The organism is Sinomonas atrocyanea, from assembly GCF_030811715.1.
Classification (GTDB): Bacteria; Actinomycetota; Actinomycetes; order Actinomycetales; family Micrococcaceae; genus Sinomonas; species Sinomonas atrocyanea_A.
On the sequence record NZ_JAUSRH010000003.1, the window covers coordinates 325,487 to 345,246 of the forward strand.

The window sequence follows — 19,760 nt, forward strand, 5'->3', positions numbered from 1 at the left end:
CCGACCAGCGCCGACGACCCTGATGATGTCAGCCGGCTTGAAGCCCCTGTTCGTCCCGTCAAAGGTTCAGATTTGCCGATTCCGAGAACATCGGAGTGAGACATATTGATGGGACAGGCAGGGCCGTGAGGTTTCTCGGACTTTCCGAGCACATGCCCGGCCCAGGGGAGGGGCCGCTCGCCTCGTTACGGTGTCCCATCAAAGGAATCTATGACGGGACACGTACCGGCGTAGTTGTAGCGGCCGAGGGAGGGGCGCGCTCGTCTCTGTGTGCCGCTGAAGGATCCCCAGCGCGGCTGGGGGTTCGAACGATGATCTCCGACACTGTCGTCTTGCGAGAATTCGCAAGGAGGACAGATGGGAATCAGTGCAGGAGCCTTAGTCGGGGTCTTCACAGCACTGTTCGTGGTCTTGGTCTTAGTGTTCCTGATCGCTCGGCGCAAGCGGTAGATTCCTCGGCGTTCGCAAGCCGATCCTCGAGACCGCGTGCGGGCTCTTCGCCCGGAACGGGGTGCCTCCCTCATCGATGCTGACGGCGCCGCCGGTGTCCCCTCTGGCCAGATTGACGATCCCCTCGTGGGCCACCCTGTTGGCCTGGATCCACAGATCTTCGAACTGCGGACTGGCGACGAAGTTGGAGACGGTGGCGTGGATCAGTGTTCTCGTCTGCTCGGCGATGGCGGGTGCAAAGCCGGCGATCGCTGCTGCTGCGCGGGGCGCGGCGTTGCCCAGTTCGGCCATCGCGTCCCGGGTGATGCCTTCGATGTCGATGGCGCCGGTGATCTGTGCCGTGACCTTGTCTGAGATCTCCGCCTGGACCGCGGGGTCGGTGGCGAGGGGCGCCACAATGGCCGTATAGCGGTCGGTGTCGAGGACGTCGTTGCGCAAGTAGAGGGCAGGAACCGCGGCGAAGGAGAGTGCCCCGGTCAGGACCACGAGGATGACGGCGGCCGCGCTACGTGCTCTGGCCGTCACACTCTCGCGCAGCTGCTCTGCTTTCCCGGTGCTGCCGGAGGCAGCCCTCGACTGCTCGGCTTCAGCGCCTGACCGCCGGATGTCCGGCTCCTCAGGACCCCGGGTGCTGGCCCCGTCGTTGTCGCGGGAGACGTCGTGGTCGGATGTCATCGCGGGAAGGCCTGGCCTGCTTGGCGCCCCGGCGGACGACGGCCGTCCGCGGAGCGCGGACAAGCAGGCACACCCGTCAGCGGGGGGACAGCGAGCTGACTGTTTGATCGCTCCACGGGAACCACCTGCAGCGTCTGGAATCGGATAGGGGTTCTGGCAGTCGCGCCGACTGTTCCATTGTCCGGCCGGCGTGCCCAGACGGCCCTAGGACTTATGTCCTCATCGGCCCTTTGGCGCGCTCATAGCCGTGCCAGCGCGGAGCCACGCTGGCAGATGGCGTCTTTCGAGACACGTGCCGCATGGCGCTGAACGACCGTGCCGCCGTTCGGCGTTTCGGCACTATAGTCGGAGCCCATGGAGGAGCGTGTGCTGGGACGGACTGGCCGAGCGGTGTCCGCAATCGGGCTGGGGACATGGCAACTGGGTGGCGACTGGGGAGACGTCGGCCGAGGCGCCGCCGCACAGGTGCTCGACGCGGCCGCCGAATCGGGGGTGACCTTCTTCGACACCGCCGATGTCTACGGCGACGGCCGGAGCGAGCGGGCCATCGGGGAGTGGCTGGCGGCGCACCCCGACTCGGGCATCATGGTGGGCACCAAGATGGGACGCCGGATGCCCCAGGTCCCGGAGAACTACACGCTGGAGCACTTCCGCGAGTGGCTGGACCGCTCACGCCGCAATCTGGGCCGCGACACCCTCGACCTCGTCCAGCTCCACTGCCCGCCCACCCCCGTCTACTCCGAGGACAGGGTCTTCGACGCCCTCGACCAGCTGGTCGAGGAGGGCGTGATGCGCCACTACGGTGTCAGCGTGGAGACGACCGGGGAGGCACTGGCCGCGATTGGCCGGCCCCACGTGGCCACCGTACAGATCATCTTCAACCCCTTCCGGCTCAAGCCGCAGGACGAGGTCCTCCCCGCGGCGCAGGAGGCCGGGGTGGGAATCGTGGTCCGCGTGCCGCTCGCCTCCGGCCTGCTCAGTGGCAAGTACAGCCGCAGCACCACGTTCCCCGAGGGGGACCACCGCAACTACAACCGCACCGGCTCCGCGTTCGACGTCGGGGAGACCTTCTCAGGGGTGGACTTCGAGCGGGGCCTCGAGGCCGTCGCCGAGTTCCAGAAGCTCGTCCCTGAAGGGCTGACCACGGCGCAGGCTGCCCTCGCCTGGATCATCTCCCAGCCGGGGGTCTCGACCGTGATCCCAGGGGCGAGGAACGCGGACCAGGCGCGCGCAAATGCGGCAGCGGCCGCCGGAGTCGCGTCGCTGGGGCCGGAGTTCGACGCCGGCGTGCGGCGGATCTACGACACGTACTTCCGCGAGGTGATCCACCCGCGCTGGTAGCCGGTCCGAGGCACTCGGGCGGGGCGCCGTCCGCCGCCCGGGAGCCCACTACCCCAGGAGGAGGCCATGGGAAGGCGATGGGGCTACTTCGCTGCCCTGGTGGGCGCGGTCTGCGTCGCTTTCATCGCCTCCATGGTCTTCTTCCGGCAGGAGCGCACGGTCCGCAGCGATGTGATCCAGGGATTCCTCATTGGCTACGGCCTCGCGTTCGCCACCGCCCAGGCGTATGCGCGCATCAGGGCCACGAGGGTCAACGGCTGGGTCACCATGGCCGGCTTGGGGCGTCCCGGCAGCGGCATGCTGTTCCGGGCGGCGGCCGCGCAGCTGTTCCCCGGGCCCGTCAACAGCCCGGAGGAGGCCGTGTACTGGTGGGCCACGGCAGACGGAACGGGCCGGCCGCTCGATGGCCGTAACGCCTACACCCTGCACTTCCCGCCCGGCTCGCTGCCGCCGAACAATGCCTTCTGGTCCCTGACGATGGGGGACGGAAGGAACCGGCTCGTCCCGAACCCCCTCAGCCGCTACAGTCTGGGGGACCGGTCCGGGTTGGTCCCGAACGCCGACGGTTCGGTGGACATCTGCCTCCAGCAGGCGGCGCCCGAGGGCGGGGAGTCCAACTGGCTGCCGGCGCCGCCGGGGCGCTTCATCCTCTGGCTGCGTGTCTATGAGCCGGCGCCGGCCATCCTCGACGGCACCTACCGCCCGCCCCCAGTGGCCAGGACGGCGGGACGGCCATGAGGAGCGAACACCTGCTCATCTTCTTTGCAGTCGCGGCGGCGACGTGGTGGGCAGCCGTTTACTTCTGGCCGCGCCTGCTCCTGTCCGTGTTCAAGAGGGCCCTGCTGGTCAAGGGATTCGGAGAGGGCCCGGTCCCGGTCAACACCCTCTACACCCAGCCGGAGGCCGCCTTCGCCGATCCCCTGCGAGCGCCATCCTCCGGATCCCGGCTCATGTCCGTCGGGGTGAACCGCGACACGCTCCTCACCGTGGGCTGGCTCGACCTCTCCCGCGGGCCGCAGGTCCTGCACGTGCCCGACATGGACGGCCGCTACTACAGCGTCCAATTCACGGACCCCTACCGCAACACCAACTTCGCCTACATCGGCAGACGCACCACGGGCACAGACGCAGGGGAGTACCTCATCACCGGGCCCGGCTGGGCGGGGAACGTGCCGCCCGGCATGCGGCACATCGCCTCACCCCGCCGCTCCGCGCTCGTGATCGGGCGCGTCCTCGTTTCCGGCGGGGACGACCTCAGGGCCGCCTACACCCTCTCGAGGCAGCTGCGGCTGACGCCACAGGTGTGAGCGCGGCAGCCGCCCGGACGGCCTGGGGGAGTCCGCTGTCGGCAATCCTCCGGACTACGAAGATCGGGTCCCCGGGCGGCCTCCTGCGGCGCCCGGCCGCCAGGCTCGTGAGGATGACGCATCGCGTCGGCGTGCCCGCCTCACTGAGCCGGCGGCACATCGCCTCCGCATCGCCGTCGGGGAGGTGCTCGTCGAGGACCACGACCTGCGGCGCACACCGGCGCGCCAGCTGGGCACCCTCGCTCACCGTCCCGCCCTCGCCCACCACGTCCACGCCCTCCTCCTCGAGCATCTCCCGCAGCGCGCTCAGGAGCGGGCGGTAGGCGCTCACCAGGAGCACGCGGGTCTTCTGGTCTGCTCCCATGACGTCTTCCTGTCCGGTCCGCTTCGACGGGAGCCGGCGGGCTGCCGGACGGCGAGGCGATATGACAAGTATGAAAAGCGTTCAGTGAGCCTGTCTAGAGCATGACAGCCTCGTCACACCCGACCACGCGGCGGGCCAGAGCGCGGCTCTGGCGATGGCGGCCGGAGCAGGGCGCCTATGATGCGTGGCATGGACCTGGCCGCCATCGCCGCCGAGCTCTACACCCTCACGCCGAGGGACTTCACCGGCGCGCGCAACGACCGCGCCAAGGAGCTCCGGCGCGAGGGGCAGCGCGCGCTCGCCCAGCGGGTGGCTCGGCTCGCCAAGCCATCCGTCTCCGCCTGGGCAGTCAACGCGCTCGCCGTCGGAAGGGCCGAGGCCCTGCAGAGCGTCGTCGCGCTCGGCGCCCAGCTGCGGGAGGCCCAGGAGGACCTCGACCCCGGCCGCCTGCGCGCCCTCGCCAAGGACCGCACGCAGCTCCTGCCGCAGGCCGTGGCAGCCGCGCGCGCCACCGCGCACCGCTCGGGCATCGCGGTGAGCGACGCCGCGGCGGCGGAGATCGAGCAGACCCTGCGCGCCGCCATGTCCGACGCCCTGGCCTCCGCGGCGGTGCAGAGCGGACTCCTGCTCCACGCCCTCGAGGGAAACGGCCTCGAACCGGTGGACCTCTCCGGCGCCGTCGCGGTGCCCGAGGTGCTCGACCGGCCCCCTGGGACTGCCGAGGCCCTGCCCGTGGGAGCCACCGGCCACAATGTGGGCGAGGCGCACCGCGCCGACGGCGGGCGGTCGCGGGACGGTGCGGGCCGGCGTCGGACGGGGGACGCGAAGCGGAAGGCCGAACAAGAGCGGCAGCAGGCAGAACAGCTCCGGCGCGAGGAGCGCGCGGAGGCCGAGGCGGACCGCGACGAGGCCGCACAGGCCCTTGACGAGGCCCAGGCCGAGCTCGCCGGCACCGAGCGGGACGCCGCGGACGCTGCCGCCCGCGCCCGCCGCCTGGCCGACGAGCTCGATCGCCTTCGCGCGCGGATCACGGAACTCGAAGATGACGTCGCGGCGGCCGAACGCGAGGCGGCGGCAGCAGAGCGTGCCCGGAAGCTTGCTTCCCGCCTCGTGGACCGCGAACTCCGGGCGGTGTCGAAGGCCCGGGAGCGCCTCGCCGCCCTGGACTGACCCGGCTCGGACGCCCGTCCCGAGTCGACGCAGCCCGGGGGCCATGCCACGCTGGGCAGATGGTCCCCCTTCCCCGTCAGCCCCGTGCCGCACTCCGACAGTTCCTCGTCTGGGCGCCCTCGGCGACCCGCAGCGGCCTGAGGGAGGCCGCCTCGGCCGAGCGCCTCCTGCTTGCCGGCAAGACCGCCCTCGCGGCGGGCATCGCGTGGGCCTTGGCGCAGCTCATGCCCGGCTCGCTCGGCCAGTACCCGTACTACGCACCGCTCGGCGCCCTCGTGAGCATGTACCCGACCGTCGCCGACTCGCTGCGCAACGGCCTGCAGAGCCTCGTGGGGCTCGCGCTCGGCATCGGCGTGGCCCTGTTCGTGGGCAGCTTCGCCGACACCGCGGCCTGGTCGGTCGCTCTCGTGGTCGGGGTGGGCATGATCGTGGGCGGCCTCCCACGGATGGGCAGCGGCCGCGAGTGGGTCCCCCTCGCCGCGCTCTTCGTCCTCGTTGCGGGCGCCAACCGGCGCGATGTCTTCTCGCTGGCCTACCTTGTCCAGATGGGCCTCGGCGTGGCCGTGGGTCTCGCGGTGAACTGGGTCGTCTTCCCGCCGCTGCGCGTCGCGGCCGTGACGCCGGCCTTCGCGCGCCTGCGCCATGCGCTCGGCGACCAGCTCGAGGACATGGCCGCCGCTGTCACGGAGGAGGAATGGCCGCCGAGCCGGAAGGAGTGGTCCACGAGGGAGGGCCTGCTCGCGACGACCGCGGCGGAGGTGCGCGTGGCCGTCGAGGAGGCCGAAGTCAGCGCCCGGGCCAATCCCCGCAGGAAGCGGCACCACCGGGACCTCGCCGCCGACCTCGCGGACCTGCAGGCCCTCGAGCGGGCCACGTTCAGGGTCCAGGACATCACGGACGTGCTCACGAGCGTGATCTGGGAGGAGCACGCCGGGACGCGGGTGCCGGCCGGGCTGACCCCCGAGCTGGCTGCGGCGCTTCTCGCCACCGCGGAGGCGCTGCGGGGCTGGGGCGAGGAGGACGCCCCGGAAGGGCTGTGGGACCGCGCCCAGGAGGCCATCGACGCTCTCAGCGGCTCCTACCACGAAGTGGCCGTGCGCGAGGCTGCCGGCGACGCCACCGCCGCGATCTCGCTCGCGCTGTCGCGGATTGTCCGCATGGTCCGTGACCGCCTGGATTCCCGCGAGACCGAGCCTGACGCGCCCACCGCAGACGACGGCGCCCCCGACGACGGCGCTGCCGGCGACGGCGCCCCCGGTCCGGCTTAGGGCGCGGGGCGCCGCGACTCCGCCTCGGCCCCGCCGTGGTCGGGCTGCTTCTGGGCATCGCGCGGCATGGCGAGGACCGCCGCCACGGCGAGGGCGGCGACCACGAGCACGGCGAGGAAGACGGCCCCCGAGGCGGGCACGACGGCGAGTGGCTGGCCGGGCGCGGCCGCGTAGATCCCGTTGGCGATCGCGCCGAACACGGCCACGCCGAGGGCACTGCCGATGGAGCGGGCGAAGAGGTTGGTGCCCGTGACGACGCCCCGGCGGCTCCAGTCGACGCTCGACTGCGCGGCGATGAGCGTGGGTGAGGCGGTGAGGCCGAGTCCGAGCCCGATCACGAAGCAGCTGCCTGCGACGAAGAGCACGTCCGGGGTGTGCGCCGTCGCCGCGAGCACGGCCGTGCCCGCCACGGCCACCACGATGCCGATGACTGCGGTGCGGCGGAAGCCGATCCGCAGGTACAGCCGGCCGGACTGCGAGGCGCTGATCGGCCAGCCGAGCGTGAGGGCGGCCAGGGCGAGGCCGGCGACGACGGGGGAGGCGGACACGGCGCCCTCGAGGAACGTGGGCACATACGACGTCAGGCCCAGGATCATCGCTCCGACGCCGAACGAGACCAGCGTGGTGGTGAGCAGGAGCCGTCGGGAGATAACCCAGGTGGGCAGCACCGGCTCTGCGGCGCGCCGCTCCGCGAGCAGGAAGACCACGAACAGGGCCGCCCCGGCGGCCGGCACGCCGATGCCCAGCGGCGAGGCCCACGCCCAGGCCTGGCCGCCCTCGAGCGCGCCGAGGATCAGCAGCGTCATCGCCACGGTCAGCAGCCCGGAGCCCAGGAAGTCGATCCGGTGCCGCTCCTTCTCGAAGGACTCGTGGAACGTGCGGGCGAGCATCCAGGCGGCGAGCACGCAGAGCGGGATGTTGATCAGGAAGATCCCGCGCCAGATGCCCAGTGACGCGAAGACGCCGCCGAGGGTCGGGCCGACCACGGAAGAGACAGCCCAGACGCTCGCGAGGTAGCCCTGCGCCTTGGCACGCTCCGCGACCGTGTAGATGTCCCCGGCGATCGTGATGGCCATGGGCTGCACGGCTCCGGCGCCGAGCCCCTGCACGACGCGGAATGCGATGAGCGCCCCCATGGTCGGGGCGAGTCCGCACAGGACCGAGCCGAGCAGGAACAGGCCGATGCCCGTGAGGATCAGCGGCTTGCGGCCCAGCATGTCAGCGAGCTTCGCGTACACCGGCACCGAGACGGCCTGCGCGAGCATGTAGGCGGAGAAGAGCCATGGGAACGAGGAGAAGCCGCCGACGTCGCGAACGATCGACGGGACGGCCGTCGCGACGATCGTCGAGTCGATCGCCACGAGGCCCGTCGTGAGCATGAGGGCGATGAGGATGGGGCCGCGGTCGGAGCGGAAGCCCACGTCGGCTCGGGTGACGGTCATGATGGTCAGAACCGCGCGGGGCGCGCAATTAGTCCCCGCGGCGGCCGACGGCGGTGCGGCGCCCCCTCCCGCTGGCGATAAAGTGGACGGGGCCGCGCAACGGCGAGCAGGCCAGGAGAGGAGCGGAACGTGACGCAGCAGGCAGGGACATCGGCCGAGTGGGCGCAGGAGCTGCCCGAACTGGCCGCGGGCGACTTCTACTACGAGGACCTCGGCGGCGGCCGCTACCGATCCACCGTCCACGCGCAGGGCGCCTGGAACGCGCACGAGCAGCACATGGCCCCAGCCTCCGGCATCCTCGCCCACGCCCTGGCCCAGCACGAGCCGCGGCCCGAGATGCGCATCGCGCGCATCGGCTACGAGATCCTCGGTCTCATCCACGCCGGCGAGTTCGAGGTCACCACCCGCACCGTCCGCCCCGGCAGGACGATCGAGCTCCTCGAGGCCGAGCTCAGCGCCCAGGGCCGCCCCGCCGTCCGGGCCACCGCATGGCGGCTCGTCACCGCAGACACCTCGGCCGTCGCCGCGGTCGAGGACCCGCGGATCCCGCCGCGCGAGGAGTGCGAGCGCTGGGACGGGGCCACCGAATGGCCCGGAGGCTACATCCGCTCCCTCGAGATGTACCAGGCACCGGGCCACCGCTCGGGCAGCGGCACCGTGTGGATCCGCACCGCCCACCCCCTCGTCGGCGGCGCGGAGACCCCCGACTGGGTCAGGCTCATCGGCCTCGTCGACACGGCCAACGGCATCGCGACCCGGGTCCCGCCGGGCCGGGGTAGCTGGGCCTTCCCGAATGTCGACCTCCAGATCCACATGTACCGCGAGCCCCGGGGCGAGTGGCTGGGCATCGACAACTCGGTCTCCTTCGGCGCCGACGGGATCGGCCTGACCTCCTCGGTGCTGCACGACGACGACGGGCCCTTCGGCCGCGCCGAGCAGATCCTCACGCTCCGCAGGAGCTGATCCATGGCGGAGTGGAACGGCGGCGCCCTCGTGCCGCTCGACGTCATCTCCGGCACCGGCCTGCCCGCCGCCGACGGAGGCGGGGCCGCGGCCGAGCTCGCTCGCGCCATGGAACTCCTCGACGAAGTCAAGCGCGGCGCCCGCGGCGGCACGCTCAGGCTCTACCGCCCCCGGCGCACCCTCGCGTTCGGGCAGCGGGACACGCGCCTGCCGGGCTTCGAGGCGGCCCGATCGGCGGCCCTCGCGCACGGCTTCGAGCCGGTGGTGCGCCGGGCCGGCGGACGGGCGGCGGCCTACCACGCCGGCACCCTGATCGTGGACCACATCGAGCCGGCGCGCGAGGCCATGGTGGGCCACCGCCACCGCTTCGAGGTCTTCGGAGACCTCTACGCGGGCGCCCTGCGCACCCTCGGCGTCGACGCCCGCGTGGGCGAGATCCCGGGCGAGTACTGCCCCGGCGAGTTCAGCGTCCACGGCGTCCACGGCGTCCCGGCCGGCCCGGACCCGGCGGGCGGCCCGGGAAGCACGACGGCGGGCGGCCGGCTCAAGCTCGTCGGCACGGCCCAGCGGGTGGTGGCCGGGGCCTGGCTGTTCTCCTCGGTCTTCGTGGTCGCCGACGCCGCACCCGTGCGGGCCGTGCTCACCGACGTCTACCGGGCCCTCGCGCTGCCGTTCGACCCGGCCACCGCCGGTGCCGCGGACGACCTCGTGCCCGGCCTCACTGTCGACGCCGTGGAGGACGCCCTGCTGGCCATGTACCGGGACCAAGGCGCCGTCAGCTGACGGGGGCCTCCTTCGCCTGACTGAGGAGGGCGAGCGCGTCCTCCCTGTCGAGCCGCTCCTGGCGGTACTGCTCGAGGAGGATCGTGAGCATCGCGTCGGCCTGCTCCGCATCATCGGCGCCCATCGCCTCGGCCGCGAAGGCCACCCGGAGGTTCAGCGCGTAGGCGTCTGCAGCCGTCTGGGCCAGACAGAGGTGCGTGGAGACCCCGGCGAGCAGGATGCGCTCGGTGCCCCACGTCCTCAGCCGCTGCAGCAGGTCCGTGCCCACGAACGCGCTGTCCCGGCGCTTGACAAGCTGGGGCAGGCCCTCGACGTCCAGCTCGGCGAGGGACTCTGCCTGCTCGGTGCCGCGGAAGGCAAAGCCCTGCCCGTCGTCGAGCATCGCCAGGGTCCACGTCGACCGGTCGCGCTCGTGCTCGGTGCGGACCACGAGGGCCGGGGCCTCCGAGCTCCGGGCCGCGGCGATCAGCTCGTTGCACGCGGCGACGAGCCGCCCGCGCTGGGCCGCGAGCTCGGGGAACTCGAAGAACGAGTTCTGCATGTCGATGATCAGCAAGGCGGTGCGCATGCCCGCGCCTTACCCGCGGGCGCGGGCACGCACACACATCCCAGGCCCGGCCATCGCCGGTCCGGGCCGGTCCGGGGTCAGTGGCCGCGGTCGATCCATTCCTGCAGGTGGGGGGCCTCGGCGCCGATCGTGGTGGGGTCGCCGTGGCCGGTGTTGACCGTGGTGTCGGGCGGGAGGGTGAGCAGGCGGGTGCGGATGGAGTCGATGATGGTCGGGAAGTCGGAATAGGACCTGCCCGTGGCCCCGGGGCCGCCGGCGAAGAGGGTGTCGCCGGTGAACACGGTGGCCAGTGCGGGGGCGTGGAAGCAGACCGAGCCGGGGGAGTGGCCCGGGGTGTGCAGGGCGGTCAGCTCGGCCCCCGCGACCGTGAAGGCCTGCCCGTCGGCGATCCCGGCGTCCGGGGCGGTGCCCGGGTAGACGGCCTCCCACAGCATCAGGTCGGCCGGGTGCAGGAGCACCGGCGCGCCGGCCCGGTCGGCGAACTCGCGGGCGTGGCGGATGTGGTCGTCGTGGCCGTGGGTGAGCAGCACCGCGGCCACGGTGCGGCCGGCGACGGCGGCGGCGACAGCGTCGGCGTCGTGCGCGGGGTCGATCACGAGGACCTCGGCGTCGTCGCCGACGATCCACACGTTGTTCTCCACCTCCCACGTGCCCCCGTCGAGGGAGAAGGTCCCGGCGGTGGTGACCCGCTCGATCCGGGCCCGGCCCTGCCCGCTCACAGCTCGACCACCGAGCGGAGGACCTCGCCGCGGTGCATCTTGGCGAACGCGGCCTCGACGTCGCCGAGCCCGATCCGCTCGGTCACGAACGCGTCCAGGGGCAGCCGGCCGAGCTTGAACTGCTCCACGAGCATGGGGAAGTCGCGGGAGGGCAGGCAGTCGCCGTACCAGGAGGACTTCAGCGACCCGCCGCGGCCGAAGACGTCCAGCAGGGGCAGCTCGAGCGTCATCTCCGGGGTCGGGACGCCGACGAGGACCACCCGGCCGGCGAGGTCGCGGGCGTAGAAGGCCTGCCTGTAGGTCTCGGGGCGGCCGACGGCGTCGATCACCACGTCCGCGCCGAAGCCATTCGTGAGGTCCCGGATCGCCTCGACCGGGTCGGTCTCCTTCGAGACGACCCCGTGGGTGGCGCCCAGGGACTTGGCGAGCTCGACCTTGGCGGGGTCCAGGTCGACGGCGATGATCGTCGTCGCGCCCGCGAGCTTCGCCCCGGCGATCGCGGCGATGCCCACGCCGCCGCAGCCGATCACGGCCACGGACTCACCGCGCTTCACCTCGCCGGTGTTGATCGCGGCGCCGATGCCGGCCATGATGCCGCAGCCGAGCAGGCCCACGGCGGCGGGGTCGACGTCCTCGTCGATCCGGGTGCACTGCCCGGCGGCGACGAGGGTCTTCTCCGCGAAGGAGCCGATGCCCAGGGCCGGGGAGAGCGGCGTCCCGTCGGCCAGGGTCATCTTCTGGGCCGCGTTGTGGGTGGCGAAGCAGTACTGCGGCTGGCCCTTGGCGCAGGCCCGGCACTGCCCGCACACCGCCCGCCAGTTCAGGATCACCCGGTCCCCGGGCTTCAGGTCCGTCACATCCCGGCCGACCGCGGAGACCACCGCGGTGGACTCATGCCCGAGCAGGTACGGGTAGTCGTCCCCGATCCCGCCCTGCTTGTAGTGCAGGTCGGTGTGGCACACCCCGCACGTGAGCACGTCCACGAGCGCCTCGCCCGGGCCCGGATCCGGCACCAGAATCGTCTCCACCGCCGCCGGGGCACCCTTCGAGCGCACCACCACGCCCCTCACCTCATGCATCCTGGGCTGCTGAGCTGTGCTGGCCATGAAAAAACCTCCCCTGACTCGTCCTACGGTGTGGGGCCATCGTAGGAGGGGCCGGGGGAGGCCGGGCAAACCGGGTCCGAAGTGCAGACGGCGGGCGGGCCGCCGTCTGCACGGGACCAGTCAGAGTCCGAGCTTGGCCTTCACCTGCGCCGCCGAGGGATTGGTCGCGGCGGTGCCGTCCGGGAACAGCACGGTCGGGACGGTCTGGTTGCCGCCGTTGAGCTGCTCGACGAGCTCGGCGGTGCCCTCGACCTCCTCGATGTTCACCTCGGTGTAGCCGATGCCCTGGGCGTCCAGCTGCTTCTTGAGCCGGTTGCAGTAGCCGCACCAGGTCGTCGAGAACATCGTGATGGTGCCGGCGGCCGGGGTGAAGGTGTCCATGGGTGTACTCCTAGGGGTTGGGGGATCCAAGCAGTGAGAACGTTCAGCGGACGCGGGAAATTCCCGGCGCCGGCAGGGCTCAGCCGGCCGCTTCGATGAGCTCAGGGCCGTCGTTGCGGACGCTGTTGACGAGGCTGCCCACCACGCGCGGGGCCAGGTGCGGCTCCGGCATCGAGTCGATGAGCGCCCTGACGTCCGCCTCGGCGGTCGTCTCCGGGTCGAGCCAGTCCGACCACATGTCGCGGGGGACGATGACCGGGGTGCGGTCGTGGATGTAGCCCAGGGCGTCCGACGCCGGTCCGGTGAGGATCGTGCACGTGCGCAGCCACCGGTGGGGATCGTCCGGCGGGAGGGTCGGGTCCGGCCAGTTCTCGAACAGCGCCGCGAAGGCGAGCAGCCCGTCGTCCTGCGCGTGCAGGTAGGTCGGGACCTTCTCGATGCTCCCGGGCTTCGCCGTGCTCTCCCTCTTCTCCCACTCGTAGTAGCCGTCCGCCGGGACGAGCGCCCGCTTGGCCGCGGCGGCCTTGCGGAAGGAGGGCTTCTCCGTGACCGTCTCACGGCGGGCGTTGATGAGGCGGGCGGCGCCCTTGGTGTCCTTCGCCCACGGGGGCACGAGTCCCCACCGCGCCGTGACGAGCTTGCGGGAGATCTCCCCGGTGTCCTTCTCGCGCCGGTCCAGGATGATCGGAACCGGGTCCGTGGGCGCGATGTTGAAGGAGGGCTCGAGGGCGTCGACATAGGTCTCGTCGACGTCGAATTCCGCCACGAGGTCCCCCACGGGCCGGGCCATGACGTATCTGCCGCACATGCGCCCATTATGGCCGCGGCGGCTCCCGCGGGCCACGACGGCGGCGGCCCGTCGCCGCCCGGGACGGGGGACGCGATCCGATAGGCTTGACGCTGGCTGGCTGTGGTCCCCGTATGCCACAAGCTATGAAGCCGGAACATGACGAGGAGACACCCGTGCCAGAGGCCCAGCAGATGACGATCACCGTCGACGGCGAACAGCGAACCGTGACGGAGGGCACCACGGGAACCGAGCTGTTCGACGGGCACCGCGAGATCGTCGTGATGCGCGTCGACGGCGTCCTGAAGGACCTCGACCAGGCCGTCCCCGGCGGCGCCGCGGTCGAGGGCGTCGACATCGCCAGCGAGGACGGCCTCAACGTCCTGCGGCACTCGACCGCCCACGTCATGGCCCAGGCGGTGCAGCAGCTCCGCCCCGGCGCCAAGCTCGGCATCGGCCCGTACATCAAGGACGGCTTCTACTTCGACTTCGACGTCGACGAGCCGTTCACTCCCGAGGACCTGCGCACCCTCGAGAAGATGATGCTCAAGATCGTCAACCAGAACCAGGTCTTCCGGCGCCGCGTCGTCACGGAGGTCGAGGCCGGCGCGGCCATGGCCGACGAGCCGTACAAGCTCGTCCTCCTCGGGGTCAAGGACCAGGACTCGAAGGCGCACGACGCCGCCGCGAAGGAGGGCGCGAACGTCGAGGTCGGCGCGGGCGAGATCACGATCTACGACAACATCGACCGCAAGAGCGGCGACGTCATCTGGTGCGACCTGTGCCGCGGACCGCACCTGCCCAACACCAAGCTCATCTCCAACGCCTTCGCCCTCACCCGCTCCGCGGCCGCGTACTGGCTCGGCAACGAGAAGAACGTCCAGCTCCAGCGGATCTACGGCACCGCCTGGCCCACCAAGGAGGCCCTCAAGGCCTACCAGGATCGCATCGCCGAGGCCGAGCGCCGCGACCACCGCAAGCTCGGCGCCGAGCTGGACCTGTTCTCCTTCCCCGACGAGCTCGGCTCCGGCCTGCCCGTGTTCCATCCGAAGGGCGGGATCATCAAGCGGGAGATGGAGGACTACGTCCGCCGCCGGCACATCGAGGAGGGCTTCCAGTACGTCGGGACCCCGCACATCTCGAAGGACGGCCTGTTCCACACCTCGGGCCACCTGCCGTACTACGCGGACACCATGTTCCCGCCGCTGCACGTCGACGAGGAGCGCGACGAGGACGGCAACATCACCAAGCCGGGCCAGGACTACCGCCTCAAGGCCATGAACTGCCCGATGCACAACCTGATCTACCGCTCGCGCGGCCGGTCCTACCGCGAGCTGCCGATGCGGCTGTTCGAGTTCGGCCACGTCTACCGGTACGAGAAGTCGGGGGTGGTCCACGGCCTCACCCGCGTGCGCGGGTTCGCCCAGGACGACTCCCACTCGTACGTGACCAAGGAGCAGGCGCCGGGCGAGGTCAAGCACCTGCTGACGTTCATCCTCTCCCTCCTGCGCGACTTCGGCCTCGACGACTTCTACCTCGAGCTCTCCACCCGTGACCCGGAGTCGGACAAGTTCATCGGCACCGACGAGCAGTGGGAGGAGGCCACGGCCGTCCTCGAGCAGGTGGCCCTCGAGACCGGGCTCGAGCTCGTCCCGGACCCGGGCGGCGCCGCCTACTACGGCCCGAAGATCTCGGTCCAGGCCCGCGATGCGATCGGCCGGACGTGGCAGATGTCCACCGTCCAGTACGACTTCAACCAGCCCGCCCGCTTCGGGCTCGAGTACCAGGCCGCCGACGGCACCCGCCAGGAGCCGGTCATGATCCATGCCGCGAAGTTCGGCTCGATCGAGCGCTTCCTGGGCGTCCTCACAGAGCACTACGCGGGCGCATTCCCGGCGTGGCTCGCCCCCGTCCAGGTCGTCGCCATCCCGGTCGCGGAGGCGTTCAACGACTACCTGTACGACGTCGTGGACCGCCTGAAGAAGGAAGGGATCCGCGCGGAGGTCGACGCCTCGAGCGACCGCTTCCCGAAGAAGATCCGCACGGCGAGCAAGGAGAAGGTGCCGTTCGTGCTCATCGCCGGCGGCGACGACGCCGACGCCGGGGCCGTCTCGTTCCGGTTCCGCGACGGCAGCCAGGACAACGGCGTGCCCGTCGAGGCGGCCGTGGCGCGGATCGTCGAGGCCGTCCGCTCGAGGGCCCTCTGACATGGCGGGGTCCGGGGGCGCCCAGGGCCAGCACGCGGACTCGGCCGTCGAGGCGGCCGCGGCTGACGCCGCGGTGACCGACCCGTTCGAGCTCCCCGGGACGCCGGACGCGTTCGGGCGCCTGTGGACCCCGCACCGGATGGCCTACGTCAAGGGCGGCCAGGGCCAGTACAAGGACAAGGACTGCCCCTTCTGCGCCGCGCCGGGCCGGAGCGACGAGCAGTCGCTCATCGTGCACCGCGGCCGAACCTGCTACGCGATCTTGAATCTCTTCCCCTACAACCCGGGCCACCTGTTGGTCTGCCCCTACCGCCACGTGGCCGACTACACGGACATCACCGCCGAGGAGACCGCGGAGATGGCGCAGATCACGCAGACGGCGATGCGGGTGATCCGGGCGGTTTCCCGCCCGCATGGGTTCAACCTGGGGATCAACCAGGGCGACGCGGGCGGGGCCGGGATCGCCGCGCACCTGCACCAGCACGTGGTCCCGCGCTGGGGAGGGGATGCGAACTTCCTCCCGATCATCGCCCAGACCAAGCAGATCACCCAGACCCTCGACGAGACGCGCCGGCTGCTGGCGGAGGCCTGGCCGGGCGAGGGGACGGCCGCGGGTGCTCAATAGGCACGCGCGCGAGACCTTCAGCCGCGTCTTCACCCCGCTCGCGCGGCTGCTGCTGCGCCTGCACGTCTCCCCGGACGCTGTCACGCTCGCCGGCACGCTCGGCGTGTCCCTCGGCGCGGTCATCCTCTTCCCCCTCGGCCAGCTCTTCTGGGGCGTCGTGGTCATCACCGCGTTCGTGTTCTCCGACGTCATCGACGGCCTCATGGCGCGCCTGTCGCAGCGCGCGGGCACGTGGGGCGGATTCCTCGACTCGACCCTGGACCGCGTCCAGGACGCGGCGGTGTTCGGCGGGCTCGCCTTCTGGTTCTTCGGCGGGGGGCAGAGCTTCGTGACCGGGGCCCTCGCCGTCGCGTGCCTCGCCCTCGGCAACATCGTCTCCTACGCCCGGGCGAAGGCGGAGTCCCTCGGGTATGCCGCCAACGTCGGCATCGCCGAGCGCGCCGAGCGCCTCGTCTCCACCCTCGTTGTGGCGGGCCTGGTGGGCCTCGGCCTGCCGGTGGCCTTCCTGACGTGGACGCTCGGCCTCCTCGCGGCGGCCAGCGCCGTCACAGTGGTCCAGCGGGTGCTCGCGGTGCACCGGCAGGCGGGCCGCCGGGGATAGACTGAGGTGTCCCCACAGACGTTTCCAAGCTTTCCGCGCGACAAGAAAGACGAGCACGTGTCTACTGAAGCAAACGCCTCGGCTCCCACGACCGGCAGCAACCGGGTCAAGCGTGGCATGGCCGAGATGCTCAAGGGCGGCGTCATCATGGACGTCGTCAACGTCGAGCAGGCGAAGATCGCCGAGGATGCCGGCGCCGTGGCCGTCATGGCGCTCGAGCGCGTCCCTGCTGACATCCGTGCCCAGGGCGGCGTGTCCCGCATGTCGGACCCGGACATGATCGACTCGATCATCGAGGCCGTCTCCATCCCGGTAATGGCCAAGGCCCGCATCGGCCACTTCGTCGAGGCGCAGGTCCTGCAGTCCCTCGGCGTGGACTACATCGACGAGTCCGAGGTCCTGACCCCGGCCGACTACGAGAACCACATCGACAAGTGGAAGTTCACCGTCCCGTTCGTGTGCGGTGCGACCAACCTCGGCGAGGCCCTGCGCCGCATCAACGAGGGCGCGGCGATGATCCGCTCCAAGGGCGAGGCCGGCACCGGCGACGTCTCCAACGCGACCACGCACATGCGCAAGATCCGCGCCGAGATCAAGCGCCTCACGTCCCTGCCCGAGGACGAGCTCTATGTCGCGGCCAAGGAGCTGCAGGCCCCGTTCGAGCTCGTCAAGGAGATCGCCGAGACCGGCAAGCTCCCCGTCGTGCTGTTCACCGCCGGCGGCATCGCCACCCCGGCGGATGCGGCGATGATGATGCAGCTGGGCGCAGACGGCGTGTTCGTCGGCTCGGGCATCTTCAAGTCCGGCAACCCGGCCGAGCGCGCCGCCGCCGTCGTGAAGGCCACGACCTTCTTCGACGACCCGGACATGATCGCCAAGGTCTCCCGCGGCCTGGGCGAGGCCATGGTCGGCATCAACGTCGACGACATCCCCGCCCCGCACCGCCTCGCCGAGCGCGGCTGGTAGACGCCTTTCTACGTGGCGATTCGGGCCCACGCTGCCATTCTCTGGCGGCGTGGGCCTCGCTCGTTGGGCGCTGTGGTCCGCCGACGGAGCGTCCCGCCGGTGTACCGGGTAGTTGTTCAGAAGAGTGTGAAGCCGTTCCAGCCGTGGCTGACCCGGTGTGGGGTCGTTGTGGGGCTGAACACATAGAGGATGCCCCTGCTGTCACAGCCCATCAGGTCAGGCTCGCCGTCACGGCCGTCCCAGGCCCCAGGGCAGATGACCGCGGTGTACGAGGGTCCGGTGGGGCTGATCTGGCGGCGCGGGTAGAACGTGCCGTAGGGGTCCTCGGCGTAGAGCCAGAACTTGCCGAACTTGTCGATGGCGACGACGTCCCCATAGTTGCCGTCATTGCTCCAGTCGCCCACCCAGAGCATCTTGGTGTATTGGCCAAAGCCTCCGGCAAGTCTCTTGGGGCTGAAGTGACGGGTGGCGGTGTTGAACCGGTAGTCCCAGAGGACGCCGGACTTATCGCGGACCAGGATGCCGGTGCCGTGCGTCGTGCTGCCGTAGCTCTGGATCGTGGTGAAGGCATTCCAACCGGAGCCGATCTTGACCCTGGGCTTGAACGTTCCGTTGCCGTTGCCCGCGTAGAGCCAGAGGTTGCCGTCATAGCCCCGGGCGACGATGTCGTTGTGGCCGCTCCGGGTGAAGTACCCGGTGATGATGGCGGTCATGTGGCTCCACCCGCCACTGATCCTCTTCCGTGCCAGGAAGCCGCCATAGCCGTTGCCGGGGTAGAGCCACAGGGTGCCGGAGCTGTCGCGCGCGAGGACGTCCGCGTTGCCGTCGCCGTTGAAGTCCCGGTAGTCGGTACGGGTGGATGCGGCCTGCACCGTTGCGTCTTGCGCGGAAGCTTGAGCCGTCCCAGCAAATCCTGTGCCCAGGACGAACAGCCCGACGATGCCTGTCACCAGACGAAATGGCGCTTTTTTCATGCTAGAAGGTAGAGCCGCCGTTTTGCCCCCGTCAATGAGAAGTAACCGGGGAGTAACGCGCGGCCTTTGGCACCTCCCGTCTGCCGGCCGAGGAGTCCTTCAGCGGACAGCCGTTGGGCCTCGTGGGAAGAATGCCCGCACAGGCAGGAGCAGCCCTAGCAGGGAGAGGGCAATGAAGACGACCTGGTGGATGTGGTCTTTGCCCGGCGGCAGTCCGGCGACCAGATGGATGGTCCAGAAGACCGGGTAGAACCAGAGCGCGATCCATGCCCAGCGCTCGCGCCGACGGTACGGGATCAGGGCGAGGAGACCGCCGAGGAGGCCCAGTCCGATCGAGGCTAGCCCGTCAGCGCGGTAGAGCAACTCATCAGGGCCCATCGGCGCGATGGCGATCACTATGCCGAAGACCATGATGCCGCCGCTCACGACTGCCAGAGCGATCCAGCCGATCCGCTGAGGCCATCGCTGCCGACTCACGTGGTTCACCCTACGCTTCGTCCCAACGCGGGACGCCGCGGGGCCCATGGCGGCTCTCCAGCCTAGACGATGGGCTCCAGGCCTCCGAGGATGTCCAGCGCCGTCGTGCAGGGCCACGGCTCGTGGCAGGCTGCGCAGGGCATCCCCATCAGCTCGCCGGCCGGGGCGTGGATCTCCAGCATGAGCTCGCAGGCTGGGAGTGAGTCCTTCGTGTGCGACATGCCGCGCCGCCGCGCCTCGTGCAGCATCTCGAGCATGGCCTCGTGCAGGGGCGGGGCGGGCTCAGGGCGCGGCAGCGCGATGACATTTCCCGTGAGCAGCGACGGGGAGACCGGGGGCGTCACTGGGACTGCTGGGAGGTCGGCCTGCGCCGCGAGCTCGCGGCGATGTCTGGGGTCCATGGTGCTCCCGATCGGGTGGTGATGGGTGGCGGAGGCGCCACCGGTAGCAAGACTACCTAAAGTGGCATATATTCTGCGGCTTTTCCGCGGTGACGCGAGTGGCGGCGATGGAGGGGGGTGACGCCCTGCCGCGACGCTGCCGCCGGGGCGCCCGGGGACTTTAGGCACTGGGCCGGGCCGGATCG

General features: G+C 70.9%; 22 protein-coding genes. 11 read left to right on the forward strand and 11 right to left on the reverse strand.

From position 1 onward, the window contains the following. Positions 1-417: 417 nt before the first annotated feature. Positions 418-1,125, reverse strand: a complete 708-nt coding sequence (locus J2W21_RS07005; protein ID WP_307113767.1) for a hypothetical protein — start codon at positions 1,123-1,125, stop codon at positions 418-420. A gap of 354 nt (positions 1,126-1,479) precedes the next feature. Between J2W21_RS07005 and J2W21_RS07010 the strand changes: the two genes are divergently transcribed. From J2W21_RS07010 to J2W21_RS07020, 3 genes are all read left to right on the forward strand, one after another. Then, the gene (locus tag J2W21_RS07010) at positions 1,480-2,466 is read left to right on the forward strand and encodes an aldo/keto reductase (protein WP_307113768.1); all 987 of its coding nucleotides are present in this window, start codon (positions 1,480-1,482) and stop codon (positions 2,464-2,466) included. 66 nt (positions 2,467-2,532) lie between these two features. Then, positions 2,533-3,204 carry a DUF1214 domain-containing protein gene (locus J2W21_RS07015; RefSeq protein ID WP_307113769.1) on the forward strand — a complete coding sequence of 224 codons (672 nt, stop codon included), beginning with the start codon at positions 2,533-2,535 and terminating at the stop codon, positions 3,202-3,204. Beyond that, positions 3,201-3,773, forward strand: a complete 573-nt coding sequence (locus tag J2W21_RS07020) for a DUF1254 domain-containing protein (protein WP_307113770.1) — start codon at positions 3,201-3,203, stop codon at positions 3,771-3,773. The genes J2W21_RS07015 and J2W21_RS07020 overlap by 4 nt, the downstream gene beginning before the upstream one ends. Here J2W21_RS07020 and J2W21_RS07025 read toward each other — a convergent pair. Next, positions 3,721-4,137 (reverse strand): response regulator, encoded by a 417-nt coding sequence (locus J2W21_RS07025; protein WP_307113771.1) that lies wholly within the window; start codon positions 4,135-4,137, stop codon positions 3,721-3,723. The two genes, J2W21_RS07020 and J2W21_RS07025, sit on opposite strands and share 53 nt — an antisense overlap. Positions 4,138-4,326: 189 nt before the next feature. On the opposite strand from J2W21_RS07025, the gene J2W21_RS07030 reads away from it, so the two are divergent. Beyond that, positions 4,327-5,307 (forward strand): hypothetical protein, encoded by a 981-nt coding sequence (locus J2W21_RS07030; protein WP_307113772.1) that lies wholly within the window; start codon positions 4,327-4,329, stop codon positions 5,305-5,307. A gap of 59 nt (positions 5,308-5,366) precedes the next feature. Beyond that, a complete protein-coding gene (locus J2W21_RS07035; RefSeq protein WP_307113773.1) occupies positions 5,367-6,575 on the forward strand; it encodes an FUSC family protein in 1,209 nt (402 codons plus the stop codon). Here J2W21_RS07035 and J2W21_RS07040 read toward each other — a convergent pair. Further along, on the reverse strand, positions 6,572-8,017 hold the full coding sequence (locus tag J2W21_RS07040) for an MFS transporter (protein WP_307113774.1): 1,446 nt from the start codon (positions 8,015-8,017) through the stop codon (positions 6,572-6,574). The genes J2W21_RS07035 and J2W21_RS07040 overlap by 4 nt on opposite strands. A gap of 129 nt (positions 8,018-8,146) precedes the next feature. Between J2W21_RS07040 and J2W21_RS07045 the strand changes: the two genes are divergently transcribed. Next, positions 8,147-8,980, forward strand: coding sequence for a thioesterase family protein (locus J2W21_RS07045; RefSeq protein ID WP_307113775.1), 834 nt, complete (start codon positions 8,147-8,149; stop codon positions 8,978-8,980). Between the two features lie 3 nt (positions 8,981-8,983). Next, complete coding sequence (locus J2W21_RS07050) at positions 8,984-9,763, forward strand: lipoate--protein ligase family protein (RefSeq protein WP_307113776.1); 780 nt, start codon at positions 8,984-8,986, stop codon at positions 9,761-9,763. Here the strand turns inward: J2W21_RS07050 and J2W21_RS07055 are convergent. The 5 genes from J2W21_RS07055 to J2W21_RS07075 form a co-directional block, all read right to left on the reverse strand. Beyond that, positions 9,756-10,331, reverse strand: a complete 576-nt coding sequence (locus tag J2W21_RS07055; RefSeq protein WP_307113777.1) for a cysteine hydrolase family protein — start codon at positions 10,329-10,331, stop codon at positions 9,756-9,758. The two genes, J2W21_RS07050 and J2W21_RS07055, sit on opposite strands and share 8 nt — an antisense overlap. A gap of 77 nt (positions 10,332-10,408) precedes the next feature. Then, positions 10,409-11,050 (reverse strand): MBL fold metallo-hydrolase, encoded by a 642-nt coding sequence (locus J2W21_RS07060; protein ID WP_307113778.1) that lies wholly within the window; start codon positions 11,048-11,050, stop codon positions 10,409-10,411. Beyond that, positions 11,047-12,156, reverse strand: coding sequence for an S-(hydroxymethyl)mycothiol dehydrogenase (locus J2W21_RS07065; protein WP_307113779.1), 1,110 nt, complete (start codon positions 12,154-12,156; stop codon positions 11,047-11,049). Before J2W21_RS07065 ends, J2W21_RS07060 begins: the two co-directional genes overlap by 4 nt. Before the next feature lie 120 nt (positions 12,157-12,276). Continuing rightward, positions 12,277-12,537, reverse strand: a complete 261-nt coding sequence (locus J2W21_RS07070) for a mycoredoxin (protein WP_307113780.1) — start codon at positions 12,535-12,537, stop codon at positions 12,277-12,279. A gap of 79 nt (positions 12,538-12,616) precedes the next feature. Beyond that, on the reverse strand, positions 12,617-13,345 hold the full coding sequence (locus J2W21_RS07075; protein ID WP_307113781.1) for an SOS response-associated peptidase: 729 nt from the start codon (positions 13,343-13,345) through the stop codon (positions 12,617-12,619). A gap of 173 nt (positions 13,346-13,518) precedes the next feature. Here J2W21_RS07075 and thrS point away from each other — a divergent pair, with 173 nt between their 5' ends. From thrS to pdxS, 4 genes are read left to right on the forward strand one after another with little or no spacing between them, the layout of a single operon-like run. Then, positions 13,519-15,531, forward strand: a complete 2,013-nt coding sequence (gene thrS, locus J2W21_RS07080; protein WP_373423086.1) for a threonine--tRNA ligase — start codon at positions 13,519-13,521, stop codon at positions 15,529-15,531. 1 nt (position 15,532) lies between these two features. Further along, positions 15,533-16,156, forward strand: a complete 624-nt coding sequence (locus tag J2W21_RS07085; RefSeq protein WP_307113783.1) for an HIT family protein — start codon at positions 15,533-15,535, stop codon at positions 16,154-16,156. Next, positions 16,146-16,757, forward strand: coding sequence for a phosphatidylinositol phosphate synthase (gene pgsA / locus J2W21_RS07090; RefSeq protein WP_307113784.1), 612 nt, complete (start codon positions 16,146-16,148; stop codon positions 16,755-16,757). The genes J2W21_RS07085 and pgsA overlap by 11 nt, the downstream gene beginning before the upstream one ends. 57 nt (positions 16,758-16,814) lie before the next feature. Next, a complete protein-coding gene (gene pdxS / locus J2W21_RS07095) occupies positions 16,815-17,723 on the forward strand; it encodes a pyridoxal 5'-phosphate synthase lyase subunit PdxS (protein ID WP_307113785.1) in 909 nt (302 codons plus the stop codon). 116 nt (positions 17,724-17,839) lie between these two features. Here the strand turns inward: pdxS and J2W21_RS07100 are convergent, their stop codons facing one another. From J2W21_RS07100 to J2W21_RS07110, 3 genes are all read right to left on the reverse strand, one after another. After that, entirely contained in the window at positions 17,840-18,595 is a 756-nt protein-coding gene (locus tag J2W21_RS07100) for an FG-GAP repeat domain-containing protein (RefSeq protein ID WP_307113786.1), read from the reverse strand. 201 nt (positions 18,596-18,796) lie between these two features. Continuing rightward, complete coding sequence (locus tag J2W21_RS07105) at positions 18,797-19,183, reverse strand: hypothetical protein (RefSeq protein WP_307113787.1); 387 nt, start codon at positions 19,181-19,183, stop codon at positions 18,797-18,799. A gap of 53 nt (positions 19,184-19,236) precedes the next feature. Then, entirely contained in the window at positions 19,237-19,575 is a 339-nt protein-coding gene (locus J2W21_RS07110) for a hypothetical protein (protein ID WP_307113788.1), read from the reverse strand. Positions 19,576-19,760 lie beyond the last annotated feature (185 nt).

Coding starts and splice junctions, on each gene's coding strand:
- J2W21_RS07010 (WP_307113768.1), top strand. CDS start 1,480: ATGGAGGAGCGTGTGCTGGGACGGACTGGCCGAGCGGTGTCCGCAATC.
- J2W21_RS07035 (WP_307113773.1), top strand. CDS start 5,367: ATGGTCCCCCTTCCCCGTCAGCCCCGTGCCGCACTCCGACAGTTCCTC.
- J2W21_RS07085 (WP_307113783.1), top strand. CDS start 15,533: ATGGCGGGGTCCGGGGGCGCCCAGGGCCAGCACGCGGACTCGGCCGTC.
- J2W21_RS07030 (WP_307113772.1), top strand. CDS start 4,327: ATGGACCTGGCCGCCATCGCCGCCGAGCTCTACACCCTCACGCCGAGG.
- J2W21_RS07020 (WP_307113770.1), top strand. CDS start 3,201: ATGAGGAGCGAACACCTGCTCATCTTCTTTGCAGTCGCGGCGGCGACG.
- J2W21_RS07110 (WP_307113788.1), bottom strand. CDS start 19,575: ATGGACCCCAGACATCGCCGCGAGCTCGCGGCGCAGGCCGACCTCCCA.
- J2W21_RS07005 (WP_307113767.1), bottom strand. CDS start 1,125: ATGACATCCGACCACGACGTCTCCCGCGACAACGACGGGGCCAGCACC.
- J2W21_RS07055 (WP_307113777.1), bottom strand. CDS start 10,331: ATGCGCACCGCCTTGCTGATCATCGACATGCAGAACTCGTTCTTCGAG.
- J2W21_RS07025 (WP_307113771.1), bottom strand. CDS start 4,137: ATGGGAGCAGACCAGAAGACCCGCGTGCTCCTGGTGAGCGCCTACCGC.
- J2W21_RS07065 (WP_307113779.1), bottom strand. CDS start 12,156: ATGGCCAGCACAGCTCAGCAGCCCAGGATGCATGAGGTGAGGGGCGTG.
- J2W21_RS07070 (WP_307113780.1), bottom strand. CDS start 12,537: ATGGACACCTTCACCCCGGCCGCCGGCACCATCACGATGTTCTCGACG.
- J2W21_RS07040 (WP_307113774.1), bottom strand. CDS start 8,017: ATGACCGTCACCCGAGCCGACGTGGGCTTCCGCTCCGACCGCGGCCCC.
- J2W21_RS07050 (WP_307113776.1), top strand. CDS start 8,984: ATGGCGGAGTGGAACGGCGGCGCCCTCGTGCCGCTCGACGTCATCTCC.
- thrS (WP_373423086.1), top strand. CDS start 13,519: ATGACGATCACCGTCGACGGCGAACAGCGAACCGTGACGGAGGGCACC.
- J2W21_RS07015 (WP_307113769.1), top strand. CDS start 2,533: ATGGGAAGGCGATGGGGCTACTTCGCTGCCCTGGTGGGCGCGGTCTGC.
- J2W21_RS07075 (WP_307113781.1), bottom strand. CDS start 13,345: ATGTGCGGCAGATACGTCATGGCCCGGCCCGTGGGGGACCTCGTGGCG.